Source organism: Pseudomonas sp. B7, from assembly GCF_016735645.1.
Classification (GTDB): domain Bacteria; phylum Pseudomonadota; class Gammaproteobacteria; order Pseudomonadales; family Pseudomonadaceae; genus Aquipseudomonas; species Aquipseudomonas glycinae.
In genome coordinates this window covers 155,394-182,078 of sequence record NZ_JAERRE010000004.1, presented here as the reverse complement: position 1 = coordinate 182,078, position 26,685 = coordinate 155,394, and the positions used below count along the sequence as shown (strand labels likewise).

The following is a 26,685-nucleotide window of genomic DNA, read 5'->3' as shown; positions in this document are numbered from 1 at the left end:
AATAACCAGAACAATCCACAGAGGTTGAATCATGGCGGGCAACACCGATCGTGCAGGCAGTAAACCGTTGATCGAAAGGCGTTCGATCGACTACATCCCGGAAGCGGAAAGACACGGTCGTCTGTTCAGTCAGTTCACCCTGTGGATGGGTGCCAACCTGCAAATCACCGCGATTGTCACCGGGGCCCTGGCCGTGGTGCTGGGCGGCGATGTGTTCTGGTCGTTGATCGGTCTGCTGATCGGTCAACTGCTGGGCGGCGGGGTGATGGCGTTGCATGCGGCGCAAGGGCCGAAGCTTGGCCTGCCGCAGATGATTTCCAGCCGGGTGCAGTTCGGCGTCTACGGGGCGGCGATTCCGATCGTGCTGGTGTGCCTGATGTATCTGGGCTTCACCGCCACCGGAACGGTGCTGTCCGGTCAGGCGCTGGGCCAGTTGTTCGGGGTCAGCGACACCGTCGGCATCCTGCTTTTCGCCAGCGTCATCGTGGTGGTCACGGTGCTCGGCTATCGGGTGATCCACTGGATCGGCCGCATCGCCAGTGTCATTGGTGTGATCGCTTTCGTGTACCTGTTCAGCCGTCTGATGAGTCAGGTGGACGTCGGTGCACTTCTGCAAATCCGCCATTTCAGCTGGAGCAGTTTCCTGCTGGCGGTGTCGCTTGCGGCCTCTTGGCAGATCGCTTTCGGCCCGTACGTGGCGGACTACTCGCGTTACCTGCCGAGCAAGGTGTCTTCGGTGAAAACCTTCTTCGCCGCCGGTGCCGGTTCGGTGATCGGTGCGCAGGTGGCGATGATCCTCGGTGTGTTCGCGGCCGCTTCGGCCAACGGGCAATTCGCCGGTCATGAAGTCGCTTACATCGTCGGTCTGGGCGGAACCGGTGCCACCGCCGCGCTGCTGTATTTCAGCATCGCGTTCGGCAAGGTCACCATCTCTACCCTGAACTCCTACGGCAGCTTCATGTGCATCGCGACCATCATCAGCGGCTTCCGTGGCCACCTGACGGTCACCCGCATGCAGCGTCTGGTGTTCGTGCTGGGGATCGTCGGCGCGGCGACCCTGATCGCGCTGCTCGGCCAGCACTCGTTCCTCGGTGCGTTCAAGTCCTTCATCCTGTTCCTGCTGGCGTTCTTCACGCCGTGGAGCGCGATCAACCTGGTGGACTACTACTGCATCACTCGCGAGCGCTATGACGTACCAGCGCTGGCGGATCCGAACGGTCGCTACGGCCGCTGGAACCTCCTCGGTATCAGCGTTTATGTGTTCGGGGTGCTGGTGCAACTGCCGTTCATCTCCACCAAGTTCTATACCGGTCCATTGGTAGCGGCCCTGGGGGATGTGGATATTTCCTGGATCATCGGTCTCGTGCTGCCCGCAGCGCTGTACTACGTCTGCGCGAAAAAATGGCACGGCACCGTACCCGATCGACTGATTCTGCCCGTCGAGCAGGACAGCGTTGTACAACCTAAAACAAGCGGGGCCGGTCGCGCTGCGGCGCAGGCCTGATTTGGACGTGGACAGGGCTGGATGCCTCTTGACTGCCGTAAGCCAATTCATGATTAGGAGCGTCACAACAATGAAATCGAACAAGACCCTGCTGACCACCTTGCTTTCCATGGGCCTGCTGGCCAGCGCCGGCGCGACCCAGGCCGCCGGCTGGTGCGAGTCCGGCAAACCGGTGAAATTCGCCGGCCTGAACTGGGAAAGCGGCATGCTGCTGACCGACGTTCTGCAAGTGGTGCTGGAAAAAGGTTACGACTGCAAGACCGACAGCCTGCCGGGCAACTCCATCACCATGGAGAACGCCCTGAGCAGCAACGACATCCAGATCTTCGCCGAAGAATGGGTCGGCCGCAGCGAGGTCTGGAACAAGGCCGAGAAGGCCGGAAAGGTCGTCGGTGTCGGCGCCCCGGTGGTGGGTGCGATCGAAGGCTGGTACGTGCCGCGCTACGTGATCGAAGGCGACGCCAAGCGCAAACTCGAAGCCAAGGCGCCGGACCTGAAAAACATCGCTGATCTGGGCAAATACTCGGCCATCTTCAAGGACGCCGAAGAACCTTCCAAGGGCCGCTTCTACAACTGCCCGGCCGGCTGGACCTGCGAGCTGGACAATAGCGAAATGCTGAAAAGCTACGGTCTGGAAAACAGCTACACCAACTTCCGTCCGGGCACAGGTCCAGCGCTGGATGCGGCTGTGCTGTCGAGCTACAAGCGTGGCGAGCCGATCCTGTTCTACTACTGGTCGCCAACCCCGCTGATGGGCCAGATCGACGCGGTGAAACTGGAAGAGAAACCGGGCGTCGACAAGACCGTGACCATCAAGGTCGGCCTGTCCAAGACCTTCCACGAGCAAGCGCCGGAACTGGTGGCCGTGCTGGAAAAGGTCAACCTGCCGATCGACCTGCTGAACCAGAACCTGGGCCGCATGGCGAAGGAACGTATCGAGTCGCCAAAACTGGCGAAAATCTTCCTCAAGGAACATCCTGAAGTCTGGCACGCGTGGGTGAGTGAAGACGCTGCCAAGAAAATCGACGCGGCGCTGTAGGTCGAATTCCTCCCGGCCAACCGAGAGGCTGGCCGGGGTGTTCGCCGCAATCGCTTGATTGAGTTTCCTGATTGAGAGCCGCTTATGTTTCCCGAAAGCTTTACCTTTTCCATCGCCGACTGGGTCAACGGTTGGGTCGATGCGCTGGTCACCAACTACGGCGATGTGTTCCGCCATATCTCCGACACCCTGCTGTGGGCCATCGTCAATCTTGAAGGCCTGCTGCGCGCCGCGCCGTGGTGGTTGATGCTGGCCATCGTCGGTGTCGTGGCCTGGCACGCAACGCGCAAAGTCGTGACCACCGCCGTGATCGTCGGTCTGTTGTTCCTGGTCGGCGCCGTCGGCCTGTGGGACAAGTTGATGCAGACCCTCGCGCTGATGATGGTGGCGACGGTCATTTCGGTGCTGATCGGCGTACCGCTGGGGATTCTCTCGGCGCGCAGCAATCGCCTGCGTTCGGTGCTGATGCCGCTGCTTGACATCATGCAGACCATGCCGAGCTTCGTGTACCTGATTCCGGTGCTGATGCTGTTCGGCCTGGGCAAGGTGCCGGCGATTTTCGCCACCGTGATCTACGCCGCGCCGCCGCTGATCCGTCTGACCGATCTGGGCATCCGCCAGGTCGACGGCGAAGTGATGGAAGCGATCAACGCCTTCGGCGCCAACCGCTGGCAGCAACTGTTCGGCGTGCAACTGCCGCTGGCCCTGCCGAGCATCATGGCCGGGATCAACCAGACCACCATGATGGCCCTGTCGATGGTGGTGATCGCCTCGATGATCGGCGCCCGTGGCCTGGGTGAAGATGTGCTGGTGGGCATTCAGACCCTCAACGTCGGACGCGGTCTCGAGGCCGGTCTGGCGATCGTGATTCTCGCAGTGGTCATCGACCGCATTACCCAGGCGTATGGTCGGCCACGGCATGAGGTGAGCAAATGAGCAACGCAACCGTGAGCAAGATCGAAGTCAAAAACGTCTTCAAGATTTTCGGCAACCGCGCCAAGGACGCTCTGGCGATGGTCGGCCAGGGCAAGACCAAGGATCAGGTGCTGAACGAAACTGGTTGCGTGGTCGGGGTCAATGATTTGTCCCTGAGCATCGGCACCGGCGAGATCTTCGTGATCATGGGCCTGTCCGGCTCCGGCAAATCGACCCTGGTGCGCCACTTCAACCGCCTGATCGACCCGACCAGCGGCGCGATCCTGGTGGACGGTGTGGACATCCTGCAATACGACATGGACGCCTTGCGCGAATTTCGCCGGCACAAGATCAGCATGGTGTTCCAGAGCTTCGGTCTGCTGCCGCACAAGACCGTGCTCGACAACGTCGCCTATGGCCTGAAAGTGCGCGGCGAGAGCAAGCAACTGTGCGCCGAGCGCGCGCTGCACTGGATCAACACCGTGGGCCTCAAGGGCTACGAAAACAAATACCCGCACCAGCTCTCCGGCGGCATGCGTCAGCGTGTAGGTCTGGCCCGGGCATTGGCAGCGGACACCGACATCATCCTGATGGACGAAGCGTTCAGTGCGCTGGATCCGCTGATCCGCGCCGAGATGCAGGACCAGTTGCTGGAGCTGCAAAAGACCCTGCACAAGACCATCGTCTTCATCACCCACGACCTCGACGAGGCCGTGCGCATCGGCAACCGCATCGCGATCCTCAAGGACGGCCGCCTGATCCAGGTCGGCACGCCGAAAGAGATCCTGCATTCGCCGGCGGACGAGTATGTCGACCGTTTCGTGCAGCGGCGGGCGGCGGTGGTTTAAACAGATTTGTGTTGGCTGGGCCGGCCCCATCGCGAGCAGGCTCGCTCCCACAGTTGGAATGCGGTCTCCTGTGGGAGCGAGCCTGCTCGCGATGAGGTCGGCACATGCAACATAGTTGTTGACTGACAGTCCGCCATCGCGAGCAGGCTCGCTCCCACAGGGGATCTTCCTTGGATGGAAGATCGCTTACAAAACCCGGACGCGCAGCGAACGACCCTTGATCTTGCCGTTGTTCAAACGCTGCAGCGCCTGCATGACCACGGTGCGCTCGACGGCCACATAGGACTGGAAGTCAAAGATCGCGATCTTGCCGACCTGGGCGCCCGGAATGCCGGCCTCACCGGTCAGTGCGCCAAGAATGTCGCCCGGACGTACCTTGTCTTTCCGGCCGCCAGCGATGCACAGCGTGCTCATCGGCGGTTGCAGCGGGGCACCGCCCTGGGACTTGAGGTTGTCCACCTGATCCCAGTTCAGCGGGGTCTTCTGCAGTTGTTCGATGGCTTGCGCGCGGTGCGCTTCGGACGGCGCCACCAGGCTGACCGCGATGCCTTTCTCGCCGGCACGACCGGTACGGCCAACACGGTGAATGTGGATTTCCGAGTCGCGGGCCAGTTCGACGTTGATCACCATGTCCAGTGCATCAATGTCCAGACCACGGGCGGCAACGTCGGTGGCAACCAGTACCGAAGTACTGCGGTTGGCGAACATCGCCAACACCTGATCGCGGTCACGCTGCTCCAGATCGCCGTGCAGGCCGACGGCGGAAATGCCTTTGGAGGTCAGGTGATCGACAGTTTCCTGCACTTGCTGCTTGGTGAAGCAGAACGCCACGGTGGAGGCCGGACGGAAGTGGTGCAGAACCTTGGTCACCGCACTCATGCGCTCTTCCGGAGAAATCTCGTAGAAGCGCTGCTCGATCTGGGTATCGTCGTGGAACGCTTCGGCCTTGACCGTTTGCGGATCGCGCATGAACTTCGACGCCAGTTGCTTGATGCCCACCGGGTAGGTGGCCGAGAACAGCAGGGTCTGACGACGGGCCGGGGTCTGCTCGATGATGTCTTCGATGGCGTCGTAGAAACCCATGTCGAGCATGCGGTCGGCTTCGTCGAGGATCAGCGTGTTGAGGCCGTCGAGGACCAGCGAACCCTTGCGCAGGTGCTGCTGGATGCGGCCCGGGGTGCCGACGATGATGTGCGCGCCGTGCTCCAGCGAGCCGATCTGCGGGCCGAAGGACACGCCGCCGCACAGGGTCAGGACCTTGATGTTGTCTTCGGCACGGGCCAGACGGCGGATTTCCTTGGCGACCTGGTCAGCCAGTTCGCGAGTCGGGCAAATTACCAGCGCCTGGCAACCGAAGTAGCGCGGATTGATCGGGTTCAGCAGGCCGATACCGAACGCGGCAGTCTTGCCGCTGCCGGTCTTGGCCTGGGCGATCAGGTCCATCCCCTTGAGGATCACCGGCAAGCTCTGCGCCTGGATCGGCGTCATCTGGGCATAACCGAGGGAGTCGAGGTTAGCCAGCATGGCGGCGGACAGCGGCAAAGTATTAAAAGCGGTGGCGATGGTGGTCACGGGACTGGCCTGCAAAACAAAATGTCGCGCAGTGTAGCAGCCTCTGGCCACTTTCCTCGAAAGTTCTGGACGAACGCAAAGCCTGTGACGAGGGCCGGTTCCCTCGCCACGCAGACCCCGGTCAATGCTCGATATGTTCTTCCCGGCGTTTGGCGCGCCGTCCGTCCTCTTTCGATAGCTGCGAGAAAATCGTCGCCGCCAGCATCGCCATGATCCCCACGGTCACGAACGTGAGCTGAAATGCGCCCAACACGGTCTCAACGCCGTCGTTGCCGACTTCCGCCGTAAAGCCGCCAAGCAGCGCACCGGCGCACGCCACGCCGAGGCTCAGCGACAACTGCGCCACCACCGACAGCAGGCTGTTGCCGCTGCTGGCGCTGGCGTCGTCGAGGTCGATCAGGGTCACGGTGTTCATCGCGGTGAATTGCAGCGAGTTGATCGCCCCGAGAACCGCCAGCAGGCACAGCAGCAGCCAGTACGGCGTCTGCTCGCTGACCAGCCCCATGCTCGCCAGCATGATTCCCAGAAGCAGGGTATTGCCGGTCAGCACGATGCGATAGCCCAAGCGCTCGATCAGTGGCCGCGCGCCCCACTTGGCAACCATCGCGGCCGCCGCCAGCGGCAGCATGCTCATCCCGGCCTGGGACGGCGAATAACCCAGCGCCACTTGCAGCAGCAACGGCACCAGAAACGGCAGGGCGCCGCTGCCCAGTCGGGCGAACAGGTTGCCGAGGATGCCGACCGCGAAGGTGCGGGTCTTGAACAGCGACGGCGCGAACAGCGGGTTTTCAATGTGCCCGGCGCGCAGCCAGTACGCCGCCAGACATGCCATGCCGCCGAACAGCAACAGCATCACCCGCAGGTGCGGCAGGTGCAGTTCGCCGAGGCCTTCCATGGCGATGGTGATCAGCACCATCGCCGCGCCGAACAGCAGGAAACCGAGGCTATCGAAACGCGTGCGCTCGGTGCCGCGCAGGTCGGGGATGAATTTCCACACCGCGTAGCAACCGATGACGCCGACCGGCAGGTTGATCAGGAAGATCCAGTGCCACGTCAGGTATTCCACCATCCAGCCGCCCATGGTCGGGCCGATCAGCGGGCCGAGCAGGCCGGGAATGGTGATGAAGCCCATGATCCGCACCAGTTCCGAACGCGGGTAGGCGCGCAGCACCACCAGGCGTCCGACCGGCAGCATCAGCGCACCGCCGAGGCCCTGGATCACCCGCGCGCCGATCAGCATGCTCAGGCTGCTCGACAAGGCGCACAGCAGCGAGCCCAGGCTGAACAGCAGGATCGCGCCGAAGAAGATTTTCTTGGTGCCGAAGCGGTCGGCGATCCAGCCTGAGGCGGGAATCAGCAACGCCACGGTAAGCATGTAGGCGATGATCACGCCCTGCATGCGCAGCGGGTCTTCGGCCAGATCCCTGGCCATGGCCGGCAGGGCGGTGTTGAGGATGGTCCCGTCTAGGGACTGCATGAAGAAAGCAATGGCGACGACCCACGGCAACCAGCGGGCGGTGATGGCGTCGAGAGGCGGGCGGTTGGGCATGGAACCTCTTGTGGTGTGGGGCAGTGGATGATCGTTCCCGCGCAAGGCGCGGGAACGATTTGTATCAGAGGGTCAAGGTCAATCGGCTCACCAGCGCCCCCGGCAACAGCGCCGACGAGGTATTGCGCTGGCTGTAGGTGCTCGCCGACAGCAGCAGCTCGCGCTCGGCGGTCAACGCTTCCAGCTGCGAACCCAGCAGGCTGTAGGCGCTGTCGTCGAAACGCATGGTGCTGACCGGCGCCTGAATCTCGCCGTTCTCGACCCAGAAGGTAGCAAACCGGGTCATCCCGGTCAGGCGCGCCGCCGGTTGATCCGAGAAATTCAGGTACCACAGGTTACTGATGTACAGCCCGGTGCCCAGTTGCTTGAGAATCTCCGCTTGAGGCAAATCACCAGCGCCCATGTTCAGCGCGCTCGGCGATTCGCCGCCGCTGGCACCGTTGGCCGTCAGACCGTACTCGGCGGCACTGCGCGAACCCACCAACTGGTCACCTGCTTTGCCTTCGATGATCAGCCGCAGATCGCTGCGCGGGTAACCTTCGCCGGAGAACGCCGGGCTCAGCGATTCGCTGACTTTCTCGTCGAGGGACACCAGCGGGCTGAACGCCTGATCGCCGGCATACAGCTTCTGCAACGGGCTGCTCTTGCTGGCAATCGACTGCGCCGAGAAACCACCCCAGCACAGCATGCCCATGATTTCTTCCAGGGCTGCCGGCGCCAGGTAGGCGCGGTATTGGCCGGGCGGCAGGGTGCGCAGCGGCCGCCCCAGAAATTCGAGTTGCTCGCGGGCCTGCTGGATGCGTCTGGCGAAGTCTTCGCTGTTCCAGTCATGCCCGGCGTAGCTGGCTTTCACCGCTTCGCCGTTCTCGTGGAACAGGCTGAAATCGAAGTTGAAGCTGTTGGCCTGATGCCAGCCGAACGCGCCGGAAGAGCTGGCAAAACCACGGCTGATCGGCCCGGCGGCATAGAAGCCGACCAGATCCAGGCCTTCGGCAGCATTAGCGATTTCCGCCACCACCTGCTCGGTGTCCGGCAGCGGATGTTCCTGCACGTTCTTGCTCTGCCAGCCGTTGTGGTTGAGCAACAGGTACGGATCCTGCGGCAGCAGCGGCAGGGTTTCGCGCAGTTGTTGCAAGCCTTCGGCAAGACGTTGCAGGTCGGTGGCCTGCTCGCCGGACAGGGTGATGTGCAGGTCGGCATGGCGACCGTCGTCGATCAGTTTCAGACCGATACCGGCTTGCTGAACTTGCCCGGCCTGACGCACCTTGGCGTGGTTGAAACGGACGAAGGCCGACGATTCGGCGTCGTAACTCAGGGTGAACTGTTCCGGCTCGCGCACGGCATCGCGCAGCCAGTTGACCAGCACCTTGAACGCCTCGGACGGGTTCTTGGAAATACTCATCAGGTGTCTCCCCCAAACACATCAACATTGCTGAACACGCAGGCCGGCGACGCATGGCCGACGCGGATCACCTGGTTCGGTTCGCCCTTGCCGCAGTTCGGCGTGCCCAGCACCTGGGTGGTGCCGGCGTTGCCGACGGCGCGCAGGCTCTTCCAGAAGTGCGCGGAAATGCCCCGGTAGTTCGGGTTTTTCACCACGCCCTTGAGTTCGCCGTTCTCGATCAACTGGCCCCATTCGCAGCCGAACTGGAATTTGTTGCGCGCATCGTCGATCGACCACGAACGGTTGGTGCTCATCAGGATGCCGTTTTCGATGCCGCCGATCAGCTGATCAAGCGGCTGGTCGCCCGGCTCGATGTTAAGGTTGGCCATGCGATCGATCGGTGGGCGGTTCCAGCCACAGGCGCGGCTGTTGGCGACGCCGTCCAGACCCGCGCGGAACTGCGACAGTGCGCCGCCCAACGGACGGACCAGCAGGCCTTCGTGAATCAAAAACTGCTTGCTGGTCTTGGAACCGTCGTCATCGTGACCGTAACTCGCCAGTTCTTCGGGAATGCCCGGATCGAACGTCACGTTGAGCAGTTTCGAGCCGTATTGCAGGCTGCCGAAATCCGAGGCTTTGACGAAACTGGTGCCGGCGTAATTGCGCTCGTCGCCGAGAATCCGGTCGAGTTCCAGCGGGTGGCCGATGGATTCGTGGATCTGCAGCATCATCTGGTCGGGCATCAGCAGCAAATCGCGCGGGCCTTGCGGGGTGTTCGGCGCGAGCAGCAGTTGCAGCGCCTGATCGGCGACTTGTGGGCCGGCACCGATCAGGCCGCAACGGCTGATCACGTCGGCGCCGCCCTGCTGACCGAAGTTCTCGCGGCCGAGGCTGCGGGTCTGGCTGTCGTTGCCGTCGTAGGCGGTGACGTCCAGGCCCGGATAGACGAAGCGCTGGGCCTGGCGCAATTCAGCGCCGGCGCTGCTCAGGTAGATCTGTTCGACGTAGGTGATGCCGATGCTCACTTCCCAATTCACCAGGCGCTCATCCTTTGGCACCGAGGCGGATTCCGCGCCGAGCAGCTCGAAGCATTCGCTCAGGGACGGAAAGGGTTGTTCGAGATTGGGTGAAAAGTAGTCGGCGCGGTCGCTGGACACCGGCTGCTGGCTCAGATCGAGCAGGGCGTGGGGCTTGATCCGCCGGGCCTGCTGTTCGGCGCGCTCGAGGGCGGCTTGCAGGCCTTGTTGCGACAGGTCATTGGTCGCGGCGTAGGCTTCGACGCCGTTGACGCGCACGGTGAGCATCGCGCCTTCGTCGCGGCTCAGGCTCGGCGGCTCGGCGACGTTCTTGCGCACCGACAGGTACTGGCCGGACTCGCGTACATACCGCAGGGAAAAAAACTCGGCGCCCGTGCGCAAGGCAGCAAAGCGCTGCTTGAGCTGGGGGTGGAAATCGAACATCAGGGGAACCTCCTTGTCATGGGAGCAGCGGCGAAGCGAATTCGGCGGGGAGGGGGTGAAACGATTGGGCGAGGACTAGAGTAGGCCTGCGAGGGGGTAGGATCAAGTGAAGAGGGGGTGTAGGGGGATTTACTGCTTTGAGTAGGCTGATCGTTCCCACATTGCATGGGAACGATCACCGCCCGGTATTACAACTTACTGAGCAACAGCGCTCACATCACGCATCGCCTTGCCTTTCACTGGCGCATCGCCAGCGACGTAGTACGGCGCCTTGCTGCGCGGCAGCGGCTGACGGCCACGGATCTTGTCGGCGATTTTCTCGGCCATCATGATCGTCGGCGCGTTCAGGTTGCCGGTGGTGATGATCGGCATGATCGACGCATCGACCACACGCAGACCCTGCATGCCATGCACGCGGCCTTCGCCATCCACTACGGCCATGTCGTCGGTGCCCATCTTGCACGAGCAGGACGGGTGGAACGCGGTTTCGGCGTGCTCGCGGATGAACTTGTCCAGCTGCTCATCGGTTTGCACTTCGATGCCCGGGCTGATTTCGCGGCCACGGAAGGCGTCCAGTGCAGGCTGTTGCATGATTTCACGGGTCAGGCGGATGCCGTCGCGAAATTCCTGCCAGTCCTGCTCGGTGGCCATGTAGTTGAACAGGATGCTCGGGTGCTGGCGCGGATCCTTGGATTTGACCTGGACGCGACCGCGGCTCGGCGAACGCATGGAACCCATGTGCGCCTGGAAACCGTGCTCTTTCACACCGTTGCTGCCGTTGTAGTTAATCGCCACCGGCAGGAAGTGATACTGGATGTTCGGCCACTCGAATTCCGGACGGGTACGGATGAAACCGCCGGCTTCGAACTGGTTGCTGGCGCCAATGCCGGTGCCGTTGAACAGCCACTCGGCACCGATGGCCGGCTGGTTGTACCAGAGCAGCGACGGGTACAGCGAGACCGGTTGGGTGCAAGCGTATTGCAGGTACAGCTCAAGGTGATCCTGCAGGTTTTCGCCAACGCCTGGCAGATCGTGAACCACTGGGATGTCGAGGCTTTCCAGCAGTTTCGCCGGGCCGACACCGGAGCGTTGCAGCAGTTGCGGCGAAGCGATCGCGCCGGAGCAGACGATGACTTCTTTGCGGGCGCGGGCTTCGACGCGCTCTTCAGCGGCGCCGACCAGGTAACGCACTCCAACGGCACGCTTGCCTTCGAACAGAACCTTGTCGGTCAGGGCGTGAGTAACGATGGTCAGGGTCGAACGCTTCTTGGCCACGTCCAGGTAACCACGGGCGGTGGAAGCACGACGGCCATTCGGCGTCACGGTGCGGTCCATCGGGCCAAAGCCTTCCTGCTGATAGCCGTTCAAGTCTTCGGTGCGCGGGTAACCGGCCTGCACGCCAGCTTCAACCATGGCGTGGAACAGCGGGTTGTTGCCCGCTTTCGGCGTGGTCACGCTGACCGGGCCGTCGCCACCGTGGTAGTCGTTCGGGCCGATGTCGCGGGTTTCCGCTTTTCGGAAATACGGCAGGCAGTCGAGGTAGGACCAGTCTTCCAGGCCTGGCAGTTTGGCCCAGCCGTCGTAGTCCATTGCGTTGCCGCGGATGTAGCACATGCCGTTGATCAGCGAGGAACCGCCGAGGCCCTTGCCGCGACCGCATTCCATCCGGCGACCGTCCATGTGTGGCTCCGGATCGGTTTCGTACGCCCAGTTGTAGCGACGACCTTGCAGCGGGAATGCCAGAGCGGCCGGCATTTGCGTACGGAAGTCGAAACGATAGTCCGGGCCGCCGGCTTCAAGCAGCAGGACGGTGACGCCTTCGTCTTCAGTCAGACGGGTCGCCAGGGTGTTACCGGCAGAGCCGGCACCGACGATGATGTAATCGAATTCTTGGGACATTGAATGCACCCTCTTTGAAGTTGGTCAGGTCAGACAGCCAGCGCTTCCCTAGTGGGAACGGGCTTGCCCGCGAAGGCGGCTTCGCGGGCAGCACACAATGGCGGGTCTTAGAACACCGAGACGTAATCGCCCAGCTCGACCTGCACCGATTTGATGCGAGTGAAGTTGTTCAGCGAGCTGATGCCGTTCTCACGGCCGACGCCCGACTGCTTGTAGCCGCCAACCGGCATTTTTGCGTCGGACTCGCCCCAGGCGTTGATCCAGCAGATACCGGCTTCCAGTTGATGAATCACGCGGTGCGCGCGGTTCAGGTCGCGGGTGACGATGCCGGCGGCCAGGCCGAAGTCGGTGTCGTTGGCGCGACGGATCACTTCTTCTTCGGTTTCGTAGCTCAGGATCGCCATCACCGGGCCGAAGATTTCTTCACGGACGATAGTCATGTCGTCGGTGCAGTCGGTGAACACGGTTGGAGCCACGAACGCGCCTTTGGCGAATTCGCCGTCGGTCAGACGCTCGCCACCGCACAGAACGCGGGCGCCTTCTTCTTTACCCTTGGCGATGTAGCCCAGCACGCTTTCCATGTGCGGGAAGCTGACCAGCGGGCCGAAGTTGGTGTTCTCGTCTTCCGGATTGCCAACACGGATGCGCGCAACGCGCTCGACGATCTTGGCTTCGAAAGCGGCTTTCAGGTGGCTCGGCACGAACACGCGAGTGCCGTTGGTGCAGACCTGACCGGAGCTGTAGAAGTTGGCCATCATGGCGGTGTCGGCGGCGCGATCAAGATCGGCGTCGTCGCAGATGATCAGCGGGGACTTGCCGCCCAGTTCCATGGTCACGTCTTTGAGCGACGAAGCCGAAGCGCTGGCCATGACCTTCTTGCCGGTGTCGGTGCCGCCGGTGAAGGAGATCTTCTCGATGCGCGGGTGCTCGGTCAGCCAGGTGCCGACTTCACGGCCGCTGCCGGTCAGTACGTTGAACACGCCGTTCGGAACGCCGGCTTCGGTGTAGATCTCAGCCAGTTTCAGGGTGGTCAGCGATGTGACTTCGCTTGGCTTGAAGATCATCGCGTTACCGGCCGCCAGGGCTGGCGCGGATTTCCACAGGGCGATCTGGATCGGGTAGTTCCACGCGCCGATACCAGCGACAACGCCCAGCGGCTCGCGACGGGTGTAAACGAAGGAAGTGTCACGCAGCGGGATCTGCTCGCCTTCGATGGCGGGTACCAGGCCTGCGTAGTATTCCAGCACGTCGGCGCCGGTGACGATGTCGACGTACTTGGTTTCGGAGAAGGCTTTACCGGTGTCCAGGGTTTCCAGGGCAGCCAGTTCATCGTTGCGCTCGCGCAGGATGTCGACGGCGCGACGCAGGATGCGCGAACGCTCCATGGCGGTCATCGCGGCCCAGATTTTCTGGCCCTTTTCGGCGCTGACCACAGCACGCTCGACGTCTTCCTTGGTCGCACGTTGCACATGTGCGAGGACTTCACCGTTAGCCGGGTTGATGGCTTCGAAGGTGGCATCGCTGCCGGCGTCGGAGTACGCGCCATCGATGTAGAGTTTTTGCAGTTCGAAACGGGCCATAGTGTCCTCGCAAGTGCATTAGTGGTTGGCGTTGGTCACCGGGTGAGCCATGTAGCTGTGGCATCGCTGGTCGGTGACAGTTCAGGGGCCGAGCGTTTTTTCTGTGCTCTAGCTCACCTGCTTGGCCAATTGGAAATCCATGTATTCGTAAGCGATCTGTTGCGCCTGCGCAGTGTCGAAAGCGTCTCCCGACAGCGCGCCGCGTAACCACAAGCCGTCGATCAGAGCTGCCAGTCCACGGGCGGCGGTGCGCGCATCTTCGAGCGGCAACACACGGCGGAACTCGCAGCACAGGTTGGAATACAGACGGTGATCGTTGATCCGCTGCAACCTGTGCAAAGACGGCTGGTGCATGCTGGTGGCCCAGAAGGCCAGCCAGGTTTTCATTGCCGGGCCATTGACCTGGCTGGCGTCGAAGTTGCCTTCGATGATCACCTGCAGATGCGCCCGGGGGCTGCTGTCTGCCAGCGCCTGACGGCGCGCGGTGACGTTCTCGCTGAGGACGCTCATCAGATACCGCATCGTGGCGGCAATCAGGCCGTTCTTGTCCTGAAAATAGTGACTGATGATGCCATTCGAGACACCGGCCAAACGGGCGATCAGCGCAATGCTGGCGTCCCCCATTCCGACCTGATCAACCGCCTGCAAAGTGGCTTCGATCAGTTGTTGGCGGCGGATGGGTTGCATACCGACCTTGGGCATCTTGCACATCTCCTTAGGCCTTCCGACGGACGACAAACGCCGATCGGATTGAGGGCCAGTCTATTTTGTTTTGATTGAACGTTCAATCAACAAAGAATAAGATCTGCGACAAATCGTCGCTGCCTACAGATTTTTCCTACGTGTAAGTGGCGATAAAACCGACATCCGAAAATGCTCGAAACCTGCGCGGGGCAAGGCGCGGTTCGACGTTCGATGGACGTGTTGAATGGGCAAGACGCTCAAGGCCAGGTTTCGGATGAACGTCCAAGCCTCGGCCACGACGGCGATTCGCGGTGCCAACTCTGCAGGTTCGGGCTTTTTTCGGGGTGTCTTTATATCACCCGCCGGTCGGCTGCCAACTAACCGATTGGTCGGGTTCCGTGTTGCCTTGTGTTCTTCTCTCGCACTGCCTGGAGCATTTGTGCCATGAGTTCTGCCTCGCTAATAAAGACCCCGCCCGAGAAGGTGACGGTCAACGGTTGGGTGTTCTACACCTCTACCGCGCTGATTCTGTTGTTGACCGCCATTCTGATCATCGCCCCGCAAGAGGCCGGCAGAATGCTGGGAGTGGCTCAGGCCTGGTTGTCCCGCAGCTTCGGCTGGTACTACATGGTGGTGATCGCCGCTTACCTGGTGTTTGTGGTGGGCTTGGCGTTTTCCTCGTACGGCAAACTCAAACTGGGTAGCAAGGACGACACCCCGGATTTCAGCTACGGCGCCTGGGCCGGGATGCTGTTCTCGTCGGGTATCGGTATTTCGCTGCTGTACTTTGGCGCCTCCGAGCCACTGGATCACTACTTCAATCCGCCGGAAGGCGCGTCGGCCACCAACATGGCGGCACGTCAGGCTGTTCAGCTGACTTTCCTGCACTGGGGCCTGCACGGCTGGGCGATCTACGCACTGGTCGGTCTGGCCGTGGCCTATTTCGCTTACCGTCATAACCAGCCGCTGGCCCTGCGTTCGGCGCTGTACCCGCTGGTGGGCGAGCGTTGGGTCAAGGGCGCTGCCGGTCATGCGGTGGACGGCTTCGGCATGTTCGTGACCCTGCTGGGTCTGGTGACCAACCTGGGGATCGGCTCGCTGCAAGTGTCCTCGGGCCTGGAAAACCTGTTCGGCATGGAACACAGCAACACCAACCTGCTGATCGTGATCATCGTGATGAGCACAGTGGCGACCATCGCTGCCGTGTCCGGCGTGGAAAACGGTATCCGTCGTCTGTCCAACCTCAACATCATCCTGTTCAGCGGCCTGCTGATTTTCGTCCTGCTGTTCGGCCCGACCCTGCATTTGCTCAACGGCTTCGTGCAGAACATCGGCGACTACCTCAACGGCGTGGTGCTGAAGACTTTCGACCTGTACGTCTATGAAGGCGACAGCGAGAAGTCCGACCGCTGGCTGGGCCTGTGGACGCTGTTCTACTGGGCCTGGTGGATTTCTTGGGCCCCATTCGTCGGCATGTTCATCGCGCGGATTTCCCGTGGTCGTACCGTGCGTGAACTGGTGGCTGGCGTGCTGCTGATTCCGCTGGGTTTCACCCTGGCGTGGCTGTCGATCTTCGGTAACTCGGCGCTGGATCTGGTGATGAACCAGGGCGCGGTGGAACTCGGCAAGACGGCGCTGGAACAGCCGTCGATGGCGATCTATCAGTTGCTGGAACACTACCCGGCGTCGAAAGTCGTGATCGGTGTTTCGATCTTCGTTGGTTTCGTGCTGTTCCTGACCCCGGCCGACTCCGGCGCGGTGATGATGGCGAACCTGTCCTGCAAGGGCGGCAACGTCGACGAAGACGCCCCGCACTGGCTGCGGATCTTCTGGTCGGTCGTGATCACGCTGGTGACCATCGGCCTGCTGTTCGCCGGTAACTTCGAAGCCATGCAGACCATGGTGGTGCTGGCCGGTCTGCCGTTCTCGGTGGTGCTGGTGTGCTTCATGTTCGGCCTGCACAAGGCGATGCGCCAGGACATGCAGATCGAACAGGAACAGGCGCAACTGGCTGAACGCGGTCGTCGTGGTTTCAGCGAGCGCCTGACCCAGCTGGATCTGCAACCGAGCCAGTCGGTGGTTCAGCGCTTCATGGACAAACACGTCAGCCCGGCACTGGAAGATGCCGCTGCGCAAATGCGTGCACAGGGTCTGGAAGTGCAGACGCTGCTGGGCAAATCCAAGCGCTGCATGGGCGTGCGGGTCGAGATGGAAGAGGGCAACCCTTTTGTCTACGAAGTGAGCCTGGACGGCTACCTGGCGACCCCGAGCGAGTCGGTTCAGTCCGATGAAGCGCGCCAGCGTTTCTATCGCGCCGAGGTGTACCTGCACAACGGCAGCCAGGACTACGACCTGATGGGCTTCACACAGGATCAGATCACACGCGATGTGCTCGATCAGTTTGAAAGCCATCGGCAGCTCCTTGGCCGGGTCTATAGCTGAGTTGTGAAGTGATCAATCCCACGCGATGCGTGGGAATGATGAAAACAAAAACGCCGCGATCCTCTCGCGGCGTTTTTGTGTCTGCTCTCTTTACCCTAGGTTCTTCCCGAGCAACGCGTGATACAGCTCGCTGTCCCCAAGAATCCCCACCACATGGTTGTTGTCGTGCAGCACCAGTTTGTTGCCGGTCTGGTATCGGATCTGCAACGCGTCGCGCATGCCGATGTTCGAGTCCACCAGCGTCGGTTTGCGCTCCAGCCCTTCCACGGCTTGCCCCGGTGCCCAGTTCTGCAGGTTCAGCACCGAACCGTTCTGCCGCGCACCCTTGATGGTGTTGCCTTCGGCCAGGTCCAGCCACGAATCGCCGCCCGGATCCAGACATACCGAACCGTTGATGCGTTTGCAGTTGTCCAGGGTGCGCATCAGGCTGCGACCGCACAGCACGTTCAGCGGGTTGGTGTGGGCGACGAAGGTGCGCACGTAATCGTCCGCAGGATTGAGCACGATCTCTTCCGGCACGCTGTACTGGATGATCCGGCCGTCTTTCATGATCGCGATGCGGCTGCCGAGTTTCAGCGCCTCGTCGAGGTCGTGGCTCACGAACACGATGGTCTTGCTCAGCTTGCGTTGCAGTTCCAGCAGTTCATCCTGCAGGCCCTGACGGATCAGCGGGTCGAGGGCCGAGAACGGTTCGTCCATCAGCAGAATGTCGGCGTCCATCGCCAGCGCGCGGGCCAGGCCGACACGCTGCTGCATGCCGCCGGACAGCTCGTCGGGCTTCTTGTTGCGCCATTGGGTCAGGCCCACCAGTTCGAGTTTGTCATCGACCAGTTTGCGCCGTTCCTTCTCCGGACGACCCTGCATTTCCAGACCGAAACTGATGTTCTCGCGCACCGTCAGCCAGGGCATCAGGGCGAACTTCTGGAACACCATGGCGATGCGTTTGGTGCGCATCATTTTCAGCTCGGCCGGGGAGCAGGAGGCGATGTCGATCTGCTTGCCTTCATGTTCGACGAACAGCTTGCCGCGGCTCACGGTGTTGAGGCCGTTGATGCAGCGCAGCAGGCTCGACTTGCCGGAGCCGGAGAGGCCCATCAGCACGCAGATCTCGCCTTTGTTGATGTCCAGGCTGGCCTTTTCAACGCCGACGATCTGCCCGGTCTTTTTCAGGATTTCACTGCGGGTCAGGCCTTGATCGAGAAGTTTCAGTGCTTCGCGCGGATCCTTGGTGAAGATCACGTCAACGTTATCGAAGCGAATTATGCTCATGCGTCACCCCCTGCTTTGGCGTCGGGTTGTTTGCAGATACGGTCGAGCATGATCGCCAGCAGTACGATCGCCAGGCCCGCTTCGAAGCCCAGGGCGATATCAGCAGTGTTCAGTGCGTTGACCACCGGTTTGCCGAGTCCGTCGGCGCCCACCAGTGCCGCGATCACCACCATCGACAGCGACAGCATGATGCACTGGGTGATGCCGGCCGCGATGCTCGGCATGGCGTGAGGCAGTTCGATCCGTGAAAGCAGTTGGCGACGCGAGCAGCCGAAGGCCTTGCCGGCGTCCATCAGTTCTTGCGGGACATCGCGGATGCCCAGGTAGGTCAGGCGGATCGGCGCGGCGATGGCGAACACCACCGTCGAGATCAGGCCCGGCACCACGCCCAGCCCGAAGAGGGTCAGGGTAGGAATGAGGTAAACGAAGGTCGGTACGGTCTGCATCAGATCGAGTACCGGCCTCATCAAAGTGTAGAACATCGGTTTGTGCGCGGCGACGATGCCCAGCGGCACGCCGATGACCACGCAGACCAGGGTCGCGAACATGACCTGGGCGAGGGTTTCCATGGTTTCCTGCCAGTACCCCAGGTTGAGGATCAGCAGGAAGGAAGCGACCACGAACGCGGTCAGGCCCCATTTGCGTTGAATGAAGTGGGCCAGCAGGGCGATGAGGCCGATCAGCACCAGCGGGTTGAACCAGGTCAGCGCAAACGTCACGCCGTGGATCATCGTTTCCAGTGTCACGGCGATTGCGTCGAAGGTGTTGGCGCCGTGTTGCGTCAACCATTCAACGAAGCCCGCGATGTACTGGCCTAAAGGGATTTTCTGATCAATCAGCATGGTAGTGAACGTCCGCATGCAAGGAAATAAACAGCCCGGACGGGACTAGCCCGCCCGGCATAAGCGATTACTGGGCAATCTTGGCTTTCACGGCCTCCAGGCCAGGTTTACCGTCAATGGTGGTCACGCCAGCGAGCCAGGTATCGAGCACCTGTGGATTCTTTTTCAGCCAGGCCTTGGCGGCCGCGTCAGGCTTCATCTTGTCGTCCAGGATGTTGCCCATCAGTTCGCTTTCCATGTCGACGGTGAACTCCAGGTTTTTCAGCAGCTGGCCAACGTTGCTGCATTCCTCGGCGTAGCCCTTGCGGGTGTTGGTCGCCACGGTGGCGGCGCCGAAATCCGGGCCGAAGAAGTCATCGCCGCCGGTCAGGTACTGAATCTTGAAGCGCTTGTTCATCGGGTGCGGCGCCCAGCCGAGGAACACCACGGCGGTGTCGCGTTTCTGCGCGCGGTCGACCTGTGACAGCATGCCCGCTTCGCTGGACTCGACGACCTTGAAACCGGCGTCTTTCAGGCCAAAGGCGTTCTTGTCGATCATGCTCTGGATCAGGCGGTTACCGTCGTTGCCCGGTTCGATCCCGTAGATCTTGCCGTCGAGTTCTTTCTTGAATTTGGCGATGTCGGCGAAGTCGTGCAGACCCTTGTCATACAAGGCCTGCGGAACGGCGAGGGTGTACTTGGCGCCCTTGAGGTTGGTGCGCACGGTTTCCACGGTGCCGGCGTCGCGGTAGGCCTTGATGTCGTTTTCCATGGTCGGCATCCAGTTGCCAAGGAACACGTCCATGTTCTTGCCGTCGGCCAGCGACTTATAGGTCACGGGTACGGAAATCATGGTGGTCTTGGTCTTGTAGCCGAGGGCGTTGAGCACAACGCTGGTGGTGGCGGTGGTTGCGGTGATGTCGGTCCAGCCGACATCGGAGAAGTTCACGGTACTGCACTGCGCCGGTTCTGCGGCTTGAGCCAGTAACGGCAGACTCAGCATGGCGGCCAACAACAACGACGGGGAACCTTTCATGAATGGACTCCTTGGTGTTTTTTTTGGCAGTGTTCCGATTGGACCACCGCACTTATGGGTTGCGGTTGGATGGCGTTCTGGAGACAGCTCTACCGCAGCGCCTTGCAATCGAGTCGATACGATCATGTACCAGTGAAAATCTGACGCCTACAGGGTGCGTCGTATCCAGTACAGGGATGGTCGCATCCAGTGTCAGTGACGTCGTTTACAGCTTTTTTCTGCCCTGTCTGGCCATCTGAACCGCATAAAAACGGCGAAAACACGGGCTGAAACCGGCACGGCGTTGGTGGGCATGAGTGCGTCGGTGTCAGACGCCGAACGACCCGGGAAAAGCCCGATGATGCGGGCATTCCGGCGGATCGCAGCTTGAGCGTAGCAGCTCCGCCAGCGGGCGCTTCACGCCCCGGACCGGCACTCTCAGGAGCTCTGCAGCAATGGCTATCAGCGTTTTCGACCTGTTCAAAATCGGCATTGGCCCGTCCAGTTCCCACACCGTCGGGCCCATGCGCGCCGCCGCCCTGTTCGTCGAGTCGTTGCGCGACAAACATCTACTGGAGCAGGTGCGTCGCATCGAGGTGCAGCTGTTCGGCTCGCTGTCGGCCACCGGTGTCGGTCACGGCAGCGACAACGCGGTGATCATGGGCCTGATGGGCGAGTGGCCGGACGCGATCGACCCGTCGCAGATCGGCCCGCGGATCCAGGCCCTGCGCGAAACCCACACGCTGTTGCTCGACGGTCGTTTGTCGGTGCCCTTTATATGGGGCCGCGACATGCGCCTGATCGACGAAAACCTGCCGTTTCACCCTAACGCCATGACCCTGGTTGCCGAAGGCGATCGCGGCGAGCTGCATCGCGACACCTACTATTCGGTCGGCGGCGGTTTTGTGGTGGACGAGGCGCAGGCTTCCAGTGGTGTGGTGGATCTGGATCGCACCGAGTTGCCTTACGATTTTTCCAGCGCGGTGGAGTTGCTGGAGCTGTGCAAGACCCACAACCTGCGCGTGGCCGAATTGATGATGGCCAACGAAAAGGTCTGGCGCAGCGAAGAGGAAATCCGCGCCGGCCTGATGAAGCTCTGGCGGGCGATGCAGGATTGCGTCGAGCAGGGCCTCAAGCACGAAGGCATCCTGCCCGGCGGTCTCAACGTGCGCCGCCGCGCGGCGAAGTTGCACCGCAGCCTTCAGGAGTTGAACAAGCCCAACGTGATCGGCTCGACCCTCAGCGCGATGGAGTGGGTCAACCTGTTCGCCCTCGCGGTGAACGAGGAAAACGCCGCCGGCGGACGCATGGTCACGGCGCCCACCAACGGCGCGGCGGGGATCATTCCGGCGGTGCTGCACTACTTCATGAAATTCAGCGAGGCGGTGACTGACGCCAACGTGGTCGACTATTTCCTCGGGGCGGCGGCGGTGGGGATTCTGTGCAAGAAGAACGCTTCGATCTCCGGCGCCGAAGTCGGCTGTCAGGGTGAGGTCGGTTCGGCCTGTGCGATGGCGGCGGCAGGGTTGGCGGAAATCCTCGGCGCAAGCCCGGAGCAATTGTGCAACGCGGCGGAAATCGGCCTGGAACACAACCTCGGCCTGACCTGCGATCCGGTGGGTGGTCTGGTGCAAGTGCCGTGCATCGAGCGCAATGCGATTGCGGCGGTGAAGGCGATCAACGCGGCGCAGATGGCCTTGCGCGGGGACGGTCAGCACTTTATTTCGCTGGATCGGGTGATCCGCACCATGCGCGATACCGGCGCCGACATGCATGACAAATATAAAGAGACATCGCGGGGCGGGTTGGCGGTCAGCGCGGTGGAATGCTGATTCCTCAGATAACGTCGGACCAGTCAAAACTGCGCACCAAGTGAGCATGGGCAATAAAACGCGCCACCTTTTGGCGCGTCGTTATCAGATAAGAGCCTTTCCCACCTCCAGCGCCTGATTCGCAGGCGCTACCGTCCGTCACCCGTGCCTGCGGTGACACTGTAGGACAATCGCGCACAGGCCAGTTCCCACAAGTGCTACCGATTTGCTCACACGCTCCGGAGCAGGGCTTTCGCGGCCGCTGATGGCACTTCGAATTACCCTCCGGCGGAGCGCTTGTATAGACGCGTCGCGACGTCGTTTTCAGGAGTTATTGAACAGCCATTCAATTTTAGGCATGGCAATTGCTCTGTCATAACAAAGCCCGTCTCACGCAAGAGAACGATGGCAATAACAAGAGCCTCCGCCTGAGGCCATCACCCGCTTTGTGTGAGGAGATACCGCGATGACGTCGTTCAACTCCGGGGCTCAACCCCAGAACCGTGCGCCTCAATCCATCGGCTTTCTGCTGCTGGACAATTTCACGCTGATTTCCCTGGCTTCCGCAGTCGAACCCCTGCGCATGGCCAACCAGTTGTCCGGTCGCGAGCTGTATCGCTGGACCACCCTCACCGTTGATGGCGGCCAGGTCTGGGCCAGTGACGGTCTGCAGATCACCCCCGACGCCTCCATGCACAAAGCCCCGGCCCTCGACACCGTCATCGTGTGCGGCGGGATCGGCATTCAGCGCACTGTTACCCGTGAACACGTCTCGTGGCTGCAAAGCCAGGCGCGTCAGTCACGCCGCCTCGGTGCCGTGTGCACCGGCAGTTGGGCCCTGGCCTGCGCCGGCCTGCTCGACGGCTTCGATTGCAGCGTGCACTGGGAATGTCTGGCGGCGATGCAGGAAGCTTTCCCGCGTGTTGCGATGAGCACCCGCCTGTTTACCCTCGACCGTAACCGTTTCACCAGCTCCGGCGGCACCGCGCCGCTGGACATGATGCTGCACCTGATCAGCCGCGATCACGGCCGTGAACTGTCCGCCGCGATCTCGGAAATGTTCGTCTACGAACGCATCCGCAACGAGCAGGATCACCAGCGTGTCCCGCTCAAGCACATGCTCGGCACCAACCAGCCGAAACTGCAGGAAATCGTTGCGCTGATGGAAGCCAACCTGGAAGAGCCGATCGACCTCGACGAACTGGCGGTGTACGTCGCCGTGTCCCGTCGCCAGCTCGAGCGCCTGTTCCAGAAATACCTGCACTGCTCGCCGTCGCGCTACTACCTCAAGCTGCGCCTGATCCGTGCGCGGCAACTGCTCAAGCAGACGCCGATGTCGATCATCGAAGTGGCGTCGGTCTGCGGCTTCGTGTCGACACCGCACTTCTCCAAGTGCTACCGCGAATACTTCGGCATTCCGCCGCGTGACGAGCGCGTCGGCTCCAACACCACCCAGCAGGTGGCGATGATGCCGCTGCCGCAGGCCATCGTGATGTCGCCGCTGTCCGGGCCGATGTCGGCGCTGAGCCAGGCACGCAACGAGTCGACCTTCGCCAGCGTGCGCCTCTAAAACGAAAGATCGCAGCCTGCGACAGCGCCTTCAGGAAAGGCACTGTCGCAGGCTGCGATCTTTTTTTGTCAGGTTTCAGGCGCGGGTTTGCTGATACTGCGCCAGGGCCGGCAGCAACTGCTTGTCGATGGCTTCGCGCACGGTCGGCTGAATGCTCGCGCTGCTGGTGTACATTTGCTTGACCATGGTGCGCAGCGTGTTGGCCCGCACATCATCCAGACCCCGCACCGCGCACTCGCAGGCCTGCTGGGCGGTGGAGCCCGACGGTACTTCGAATCCCAACGACTTGAGCTGGCCCAACAGGTCTTCCTGATCGATCAAATCGGCATACATCATGACGCGAATCCTTCTTCGGCAACGGAGGTCGTGGCTCGATTCTGGTAGGCCTGCCCAGGCACGGCAAGGGCGATTTGTCGCAGTGGCCGCGACAACTATGAACAGGTCGTTTTCGGCTAACTTGCCGTCAAGGGGAGTGGGCACACTGGCCTCAGCTTGCTTCACGAAGGTTTGGTCACCCTCGCCACGGCAGCTCCTCAACAGTACCCTCGCCCCGATCCTGTCACGGCTTGTATCGGGGCTTTTTTTGCCTGCGAATTACGATGATGCGGTCTAGCGCTGCAACACCAGAATCCGCGACAACAATTCATCCCGATCGATGTAGCAGCCCTGAAAATGTCGGGCCCCGGTGGCCGGGTCGAAGGCGTTGCGCGCGTGCAAAGTGCGGCGGTTGTCGAAGCACCACAGCTCGCCCGGATTGAGCCGCTGCATGACCCGAAAACGTGGCTCGCGGGTCATGGCGATGAAGCGCCGATAAGCGCGATACAGCAGGGGCATTTGCTCCACGGACGTGTCGAACGCCCCGCGCAAGAAGTTGGCCATGCGGATTTCTGCGACCCGACCCAACGCGTCCAGGGCGATGACCGGCGCGAGGCAGCGATAGTCGCTGTGGCGGTCCTTGTTGCGAAACTCCACCGGGATTTCGCACAGCGCCTGAAACGACGCGGGATCTTCCTGACGCAGCGTTTCGGCAATCGCAAAACCGTCGACGAAAATGCTCTCGCCACCCTCGGCGTCGTTCACCAGACAATGCAGAAATTGCAGCCCCGGTTGCAGCTCGCGGGTCGGCAGGTCGGTGTGCAATGGCAGGTTGAAAGCGGTGTAGGCGTTGCTGTCGGCGTCCGCCTTGGATTGCACGTTGAACAGCACGCCGAAGTTGCTCTCGCGGATGAACGAAATGCGCTGGGCGATCAGCTTCAGTGAGCCGGGTTCGGTGGGCACGCCGCGCACCTGGGTCAGGCCGATATCGCGTACCGCCAGCAACCATTGCAGCAGTGCGGCGTTGTCGTTCATCAGGGCTGCATAGTCGAACACCGGCAACTGCAAATCGCTGCGCCACAGGAAGGGTTCAGGTTTGGCGGCGAGGCGTTCGGCACGGGATTCGTCGTCATAGGCGTGGGCGCGCAACCAGCCGGCATCGAAGCGGCTGAGGTGGCCGTCCTGCCAGTCGATGCGCAGACAACCATCGGTGTCGATGTGCACGGCGGAGGGCGACAGATCCTGTGCCGCGTCGACGATCTCGAACACCTGCTCGCGGGTGACGCTGTAGACGCATTGCGGACACGGACAGTTGTCGCGCAACCACACGTGGTGGAACGGGCTGACACGCCCGTCAGCCCATTCAATCAGGACGCGATCCGCCAGGTTCTGCACGCCGTTCAGCGCGCTGATCAACGGATAAGTACGGAAATCGGCAACTGCAGCGGCGGTTTGCATGGCGGCTCCTTGTGAGGGATGGATTTACCGGGCTGGGGGCAGGGCGATGACCCGGCCGATGTAAGCGGGAGCGGGCAGATCGGCCTGCTCGGCGACGATGGCTTGCAGACGGCCCAGGGTGTCCGGGGTAAACGGTGCGGAACGCGGCCCGGCGAGGTCGACGTGCAGCAGCATCTGTTCGTTGCCGGCCAGCTCCTTGTCACCGCCGGCCAGGTGCAGGCTGTGATAGAGGTGCAGGCGTTTCTGGTCGTGGCCGATGATCTGCGTGCGCACTTCGACCTCGGCATCGAGCTTCACTTCGTGCAGGTAGTTGAGGTGCAGTTCGAGGGTGAACAGCGAGTGGCCGCTGGCTTCGCGGTTGTTGCTGTCCATGCCGAGGCGATCCATCAGGGCGTCGGTGGCGTAGCTGAAAATCAGCAGATAAAAGGCGTCGCGCAGGTGGCCGTTGTAGTCGACCCAGTCCGGGATGATGCGGGTTTGGTAGGTGGTGAGGGTGGGCATGTTTATCTCCAGACACGAGCGTTCCCACGCTTTGCGTGGGACGCTCAATATGCGATTACTCGCTGAAACTCATTCCATGCTTTTCTTTGGTGGTCTTCACCGCCTCAAGCACCGCCAGCAAGCAATCATCACGATAGCGCTCCAGCGCCGAAATACTGTGCCGGCCCAGTTGATCGCTGGTGCCGTCCACCACATCGTCGATCAACTTGTCGGTCAGTTCCGGCGCTGGCAGGTATGTCCACGGCAGCTGCAACGCCGGGCCGAACTGCGACATGAAGTGGCGCATACCGGCATCGCCACCGGCCAGGGTGTAAGTCAAGAATGTGCCCATGAACGACCAGCGCAGCCCGGCGCCAAAGCGGATTGCATCATCGATTTCACCGGTGGTCGCCACCCCGTCGTTGACCAGGTGCAGCGCCTCGCGCCACAGCGCTTCGAGCAGGCGGTCGGCGATGAAGCCCGGGACTTCCTTGCGCACATGCAGCGGGCGCATGCCGAGGGATTCGTAGACTTTCATCGCGGCCTGCACGGCTTCGGGCGCGGTGTTCTTGCCGCCGACCACTTCCACCAATGGCAGCAGATAAACCGGGTTGAACGGGTGACCGACCACGCAACGTTCCGGGTGGGTCGAGCTCTCGTAGAACTCGCTCGGCAACAGGCCGGAAGTGCTGGAACCGATCAGCGCATTCGGCTTGGCCGCTGCGCTGATCTTGCTGTGCAGGTCCAGTTTCAGTTCGAGGCGTTCCGGGGCGCTTTCCTGGATGAAGTCCGCATCGCGCACGCACTCTTCAATGGTCGCGACAAAGCGCAGGCGATCCTGCGACGCACCCGGCGCCAGACCATTTTTCTCCAGCGCGCCCCAGGCATTGGCCACGCGTTTGCGCAGCGCCGCTTCAGCGCCCGGCGCCGGGTCCCAGGCCACCACGTCGAGGCCGTGGGCGAGGGCGCGGGCGACCCAGCCGCTGCCGATGACGCCGCTGCCGAGTGCTGCGAAGGTTTTGATTTCGGTGATAAAGCTCATGGTCACTTCCTGGAGTGAGGCAAAAAAA

The 26,685-nt window shown here is 61.7% G+C and carries 21 protein-coding genes; 7 read left to right on the top strand and 14 right to left on the bottom strand.

Translation table 11 applies throughout. The features are described 5' to 3' along the window. Nucleotides 1-31 precede the first annotated feature (31 nt). The 4 genes from JKA62_RS11770 to JKA62_RS11755 all read left to right on the top strand — a co-directional run bounded on the left by JKA62_RS11770 (nucleotide 32) and on the right by JKA62_RS11755 (nucleotide 4,306). Entirely contained in the window at nucleotides 32-1,504 is a 1,473-nt protein-coding gene (locus tag JKA62_RS11770) for a purine-cytosine permease family protein (protein WP_011332045.1), read from the top strand. Between the two features lie 70 nt (nucleotides 1,505-1,574). Then, complete coding sequence (locus tag JKA62_RS11765; RefSeq protein WP_011332046.1) at nucleotides 1,575-2,543, top strand: ABC transporter substrate-binding protein; 969 nt, start codon at nucleotides 1,575-1,577, stop codon at nucleotides 2,541-2,543. Between the two features lie 84 nt (nucleotides 2,544-2,627). Beyond that, nucleotides 2,628-3,479 carry an ABC transporter permease gene (locus JKA62_RS11760; RefSeq protein WP_007952475.1) on the top strand — a complete coding sequence of 284 codons (852 nt, stop codon included), beginning with the start codon at nucleotides 2,628-2,630 and terminating at the stop codon, nucleotides 3,477-3,479. Then, entirely contained in the window at nucleotides 3,476-4,306 is an 831-nt protein-coding gene (locus JKA62_RS11755; RefSeq protein ID WP_011332047.1) for a quaternary amine ABC transporter ATP-binding protein, read from the top strand. Before JKA62_RS11760 ends, JKA62_RS11755 begins: the two co-directional genes overlap by 4 nt. Before the next feature lie 186 nt (nucleotides 4,307-4,492). On the opposite strand, the gene dbpA is transcribed toward JKA62_RS11755, so the two are convergent. The 7 genes from dbpA to betI all read right to left on the bottom strand — a co-directional run bounded on the left by dbpA (nucleotide 4,493) and on the right by betI (nucleotide 14,452). Beyond that, nucleotides 4,493-5,878 carry an ATP-dependent RNA helicase DbpA gene (dbpA, locus tag JKA62_RS11750; RefSeq protein WP_007959732.1) on the bottom strand — a complete coding sequence of 462 codons (1,386 nt, stop codon included), beginning with the start codon at nucleotides 5,876-5,878 and terminating at the stop codon, nucleotides 4,493-4,495. A 121-nt stretch (nucleotides 5,879-5,999) separates the two neighbouring features. Next, nucleotides 6,000-7,427, bottom strand: a complete 1,428-nt coding sequence (mdtD, locus tag JKA62_RS11745; RefSeq protein WP_011336310.1) for a multidrug transporter subunit MdtD — start codon at nucleotides 7,425-7,427, stop codon at nucleotides 6,000-6,002. Between the two features lie 64 nt (nucleotides 7,428-7,491). After that, entirely contained in the window at nucleotides 7,492-8,829 is a 1,338-nt protein-coding gene (locus tag JKA62_RS11740) for a TldD/PmbA family protein (protein ID WP_011336309.1), read from the bottom strand. Further along, nucleotides 8,829-10,271 carry a TldD/PmbA family protein gene (locus tag JKA62_RS11735; protein WP_201817874.1) on the bottom strand — a complete coding sequence of 481 codons (1,443 nt, stop codon included), beginning with the start codon at nucleotides 10,269-10,271 and terminating at the stop codon, nucleotides 8,829-8,831. Before JKA62_RS11735 ends, JKA62_RS11740 begins: the two co-directional genes overlap by 1 nt. 195 nt (nucleotides 10,272-10,466) lie before the next feature. Then, a complete protein-coding gene (betA, locus tag JKA62_RS11730; protein WP_011336307.1) occupies nucleotides 10,467-12,170 on the bottom strand; it encodes a choline dehydrogenase in 1,704 nt (567 codons plus the stop codon). A gap of 107 nt (nucleotides 12,171-12,277) precedes the next feature. Further along, nucleotides 12,278-13,750 (bottom strand): betaine-aldehyde dehydrogenase, encoded by a 1,473-nt coding sequence (betB, locus tag JKA62_RS11725; protein ID WP_011336306.1) that lies wholly within the window; start codon nucleotides 13,748-13,750, stop codon nucleotides 12,278-12,280. Nucleotides 13,751-13,858: 108 nt separating this feature from the next. After that, nucleotides 13,859-14,452 (bottom strand): transcriptional regulator BetI, encoded by a 594-nt coding sequence (betI, locus tag JKA62_RS11720; protein ID WP_011336305.1) that lies wholly within the window; start codon nucleotides 14,450-14,452, stop codon nucleotides 13,859-13,861. A gap of 483 nt (nucleotides 14,453-14,935) precedes the next feature. Here betI and JKA62_RS11715 point away from each other — a divergent pair, with 483 nt between their 5' ends. Then, complete coding sequence (locus tag JKA62_RS11715; RefSeq protein ID WP_223290698.1) at nucleotides 14,936-16,876, top strand: BCCT family transporter; 1,941 nt, start codon at nucleotides 14,936-14,938, stop codon at nucleotides 16,874-16,876. Nucleotides 16,877-16,966: 90 nt separating this feature from the next. Here the strand turns inward: JKA62_RS11715 and choV are convergent, their stop codons facing one another. From choV to JKA62_RS11700, 3 genes are all read right to left on the bottom strand, one after another. Then, nucleotides 16,967-18,145: a choline ABC transporter ATP-binding protein gene (choV, locus tag JKA62_RS11710; RefSeq protein WP_011336304.1), complete on the bottom strand. Its 1,179-nt coding sequence runs from the start codon at nucleotides 18,143-18,145 to the stop codon at nucleotides 16,967-16,969. Then, nucleotides 18,142-18,987: a choline ABC transporter permease subunit gene (gene choW, locus JKA62_RS11705; RefSeq protein ID WP_039767993.1), complete on the bottom strand. Its 846-nt coding sequence runs from the start codon at nucleotides 18,985-18,987 to the stop codon at nucleotides 18,142-18,144. The genes choV and choW overlap by 4 nt, the downstream gene beginning before the upstream one ends. A 67-nt stretch (nucleotides 18,988-19,054) precedes the next feature. After that, the gene (locus JKA62_RS11700) at nucleotides 19,055-20,002 is read right to left on the bottom strand and encodes a choline ABC transporter substrate-binding protein (protein ID WP_011336302.1); all 948 of its coding nucleotides are present in this window, start codon (nucleotides 20,000-20,002) and stop codon (nucleotides 19,055-19,057) included. Between the two features lie 434 nt (nucleotides 20,003-20,436). Between JKA62_RS11700 and JKA62_RS11695 the strand changes: the two genes are divergently transcribed. After that, on the top strand, nucleotides 20,437-21,813 hold the full coding sequence (locus JKA62_RS11695) for an L-serine ammonia-lyase (protein WP_011336301.1): 1,377 nt from the start codon (nucleotides 20,437-20,439) through the stop codon (nucleotides 21,811-21,813). Nucleotides 21,814-22,258: 445 nt separating this feature from the next. Next, on the top strand, nucleotides 22,259-23,362 hold the full coding sequence (locus JKA62_RS11690; protein ID WP_011336300.1) for a GlxA family transcriptional regulator: 1,104 nt from the start codon (nucleotides 22,259-22,261) through the stop codon (nucleotides 23,360-23,362). Nucleotides 23,363-23,437: 75 nt separating this feature from the next. Here JKA62_RS11690 and JKA62_RS11685 read toward each other — a convergent pair whose 3' ends face one another. From JKA62_RS11685 to JKA62_RS11670, 4 genes are all read right to left on the bottom strand, one after another. Then, nucleotides 23,438-23,698: a hypothetical protein gene (locus tag JKA62_RS11685; protein WP_007959758.1), complete on the bottom strand. Its 261-nt coding sequence runs from the start codon at nucleotides 23,696-23,698 to the stop codon at nucleotides 23,438-23,440. Nucleotides 23,699-23,971: 273 nt separating this feature from the next. Then, entirely contained in the window at nucleotides 23,972-25,135 is a 1,164-nt protein-coding gene (locus JKA62_RS11680) for a gamma-butyrobetaine dioxygenase (protein WP_201817872.1), read from the bottom strand. A 24-nt stretch (nucleotides 25,136-25,159) separates the two neighbouring features. Further along, a complete protein-coding gene (locus tag JKA62_RS11675; RefSeq protein WP_064380221.1) occupies nucleotides 25,160-25,636 on the bottom strand; it encodes a thioesterase family protein in 477 nt (158 codons plus the stop codon). Between the two features lie 55 nt (nucleotides 25,637-25,691). Next, nucleotides 25,692-26,657, bottom strand: a complete 966-nt coding sequence (locus tag JKA62_RS11670; RefSeq protein ID WP_011336297.1) for an L-carnitine dehydrogenase — start codon at nucleotides 26,655-26,657, stop codon at nucleotides 25,692-25,694. Nucleotides 26,658-26,685 lie beyond the last annotated feature (28 nt).

What these genes read in the sequence shown, in the direction of transcription:
- JKA62_RS11755 (WP_011332047.1), top strand. Translation starts at nt 3,476, where the DNA reads ATGAGCAACGCAACCGTGAGCAAGATCGAAGTCAAAAACGTCTTCAAG.
- JKA62_RS11685 (WP_007959758.1), bottom strand. Translation starts at nt 23,698, where the DNA reads ATGATGTATGCCGATTTGATCGATCAGGAAGACCTGTTGGGCCAGCTC.
- JKA62_RS11675 (WP_064380221.1), bottom strand. Translation starts at nt 25,636, where the DNA reads ATGCCCACCCTCACCACCTACCAAACCCGCATCATCCCGGACTGGGTC.
- betB (WP_011336306.1), bottom strand. Translation starts at nt 13,750, where the DNA reads ATGGCCCGTTTCGAACTGCAAAAACTCTACATCGATGGCGCGTACTCC.
- JKA62_RS11760 (WP_007952475.1), top strand. Translation starts at nt 2,628, where the DNA reads ATGTTTCCCGAAAGCTTTACCTTTTCCATCGCCGACTGGGTCAACGGT.
- choW (WP_039767993.1), bottom strand. Translation starts at nt 18,987, where the DNA reads ATGCTGATTGATCAGAAAATCCCTTTAGGCCAGTACATCGCGGGCTTC.
- JKA62_RS11690 (WP_011336300.1), top strand. Translation starts at nt 22,259, where the DNA reads ATGACGTCGTTCAACTCCGGGGCTCAACCCCAGAACCGTGCGCCTCAA.
- betA (WP_011336307.1), bottom strand. Translation starts at nt 12,170, where the DNA reads ATGTCCCAAGAATTCGATTACATCATCGTCGGTGCCGGCTCTGCCGGT.
- choV (WP_011336304.1), bottom strand. Translation starts at nt 18,145, where the DNA reads ATGAGCATAATTCGCTTCGATAACGTTGACGTGATCTTCACCAAGGAT.
- JKA62_RS11700 (WP_011336302.1), bottom strand. Translation starts at nt 20,002, where the DNA reads ATGAAAGGTTCCCCGTCGTTGTTGTTGGCCGCCATGCTGAGTCTGCCG.
- JKA62_RS11765 (WP_011332046.1), top strand. Translation starts at nt 1,575, where the DNA reads ATGAAATCGAACAAGACCCTGCTGACCACCTTGCTTTCCATGGGCCTG.
- betI (WP_011336305.1), bottom strand. Translation starts at nt 14,452, where the DNA reads ATGCCCAAGGTCGGTATGCAACCCATCCGCCGCCAACAACTGATCGAA.
- mdtD (WP_011336310.1), bottom strand. Translation starts at nt 7,427, where the DNA reads ATGCCCAACCGCCCGCCTCTCGACGCCATCACCGCCCGCTGGTTGCCG.
- JKA62_RS11735 (WP_201817874.1), bottom strand. Translation starts at nt 10,271, where the DNA reads ATGTTCGATTTCCACCCCCAGCTCAAGCAGCGCTTTGCTGCCTTGCGC.
- JKA62_RS11670 (WP_011336297.1), bottom strand. Translation starts at nt 26,657, where the DNA reads ATGAGCTTTATCACCGAAATCAAAACCTTCGCAGCACTCGGCAGCGGC.
- JKA62_RS11695 (WP_011336301.1), top strand. Translation starts at nt 20,437, where the DNA reads ATGGCTATCAGCGTTTTCGACCTGTTCAAAATCGGCATTGGCCCGTCC.
- JKA62_RS11740 (WP_011336309.1), bottom strand. Translation starts at nt 8,829, where the DNA reads ATGAGTATTTCCAAGAACCCGTCCGAGGCGTTCAAGGTGCTGGTCAAC.
- JKA62_RS11770 (WP_011332045.1), top strand. Translation starts at nt 32, where the DNA reads ATGGCGGGCAACACCGATCGTGCAGGCAGTAAACCGTTGATCGAAAGG.
- JKA62_RS11680 (WP_201817872.1), bottom strand. Translation starts at nt 25,135, where the DNA reads ATGCAAACCGCCGCTGCAGTTGCCGATTTCCGTACTTATCCGTTGATC.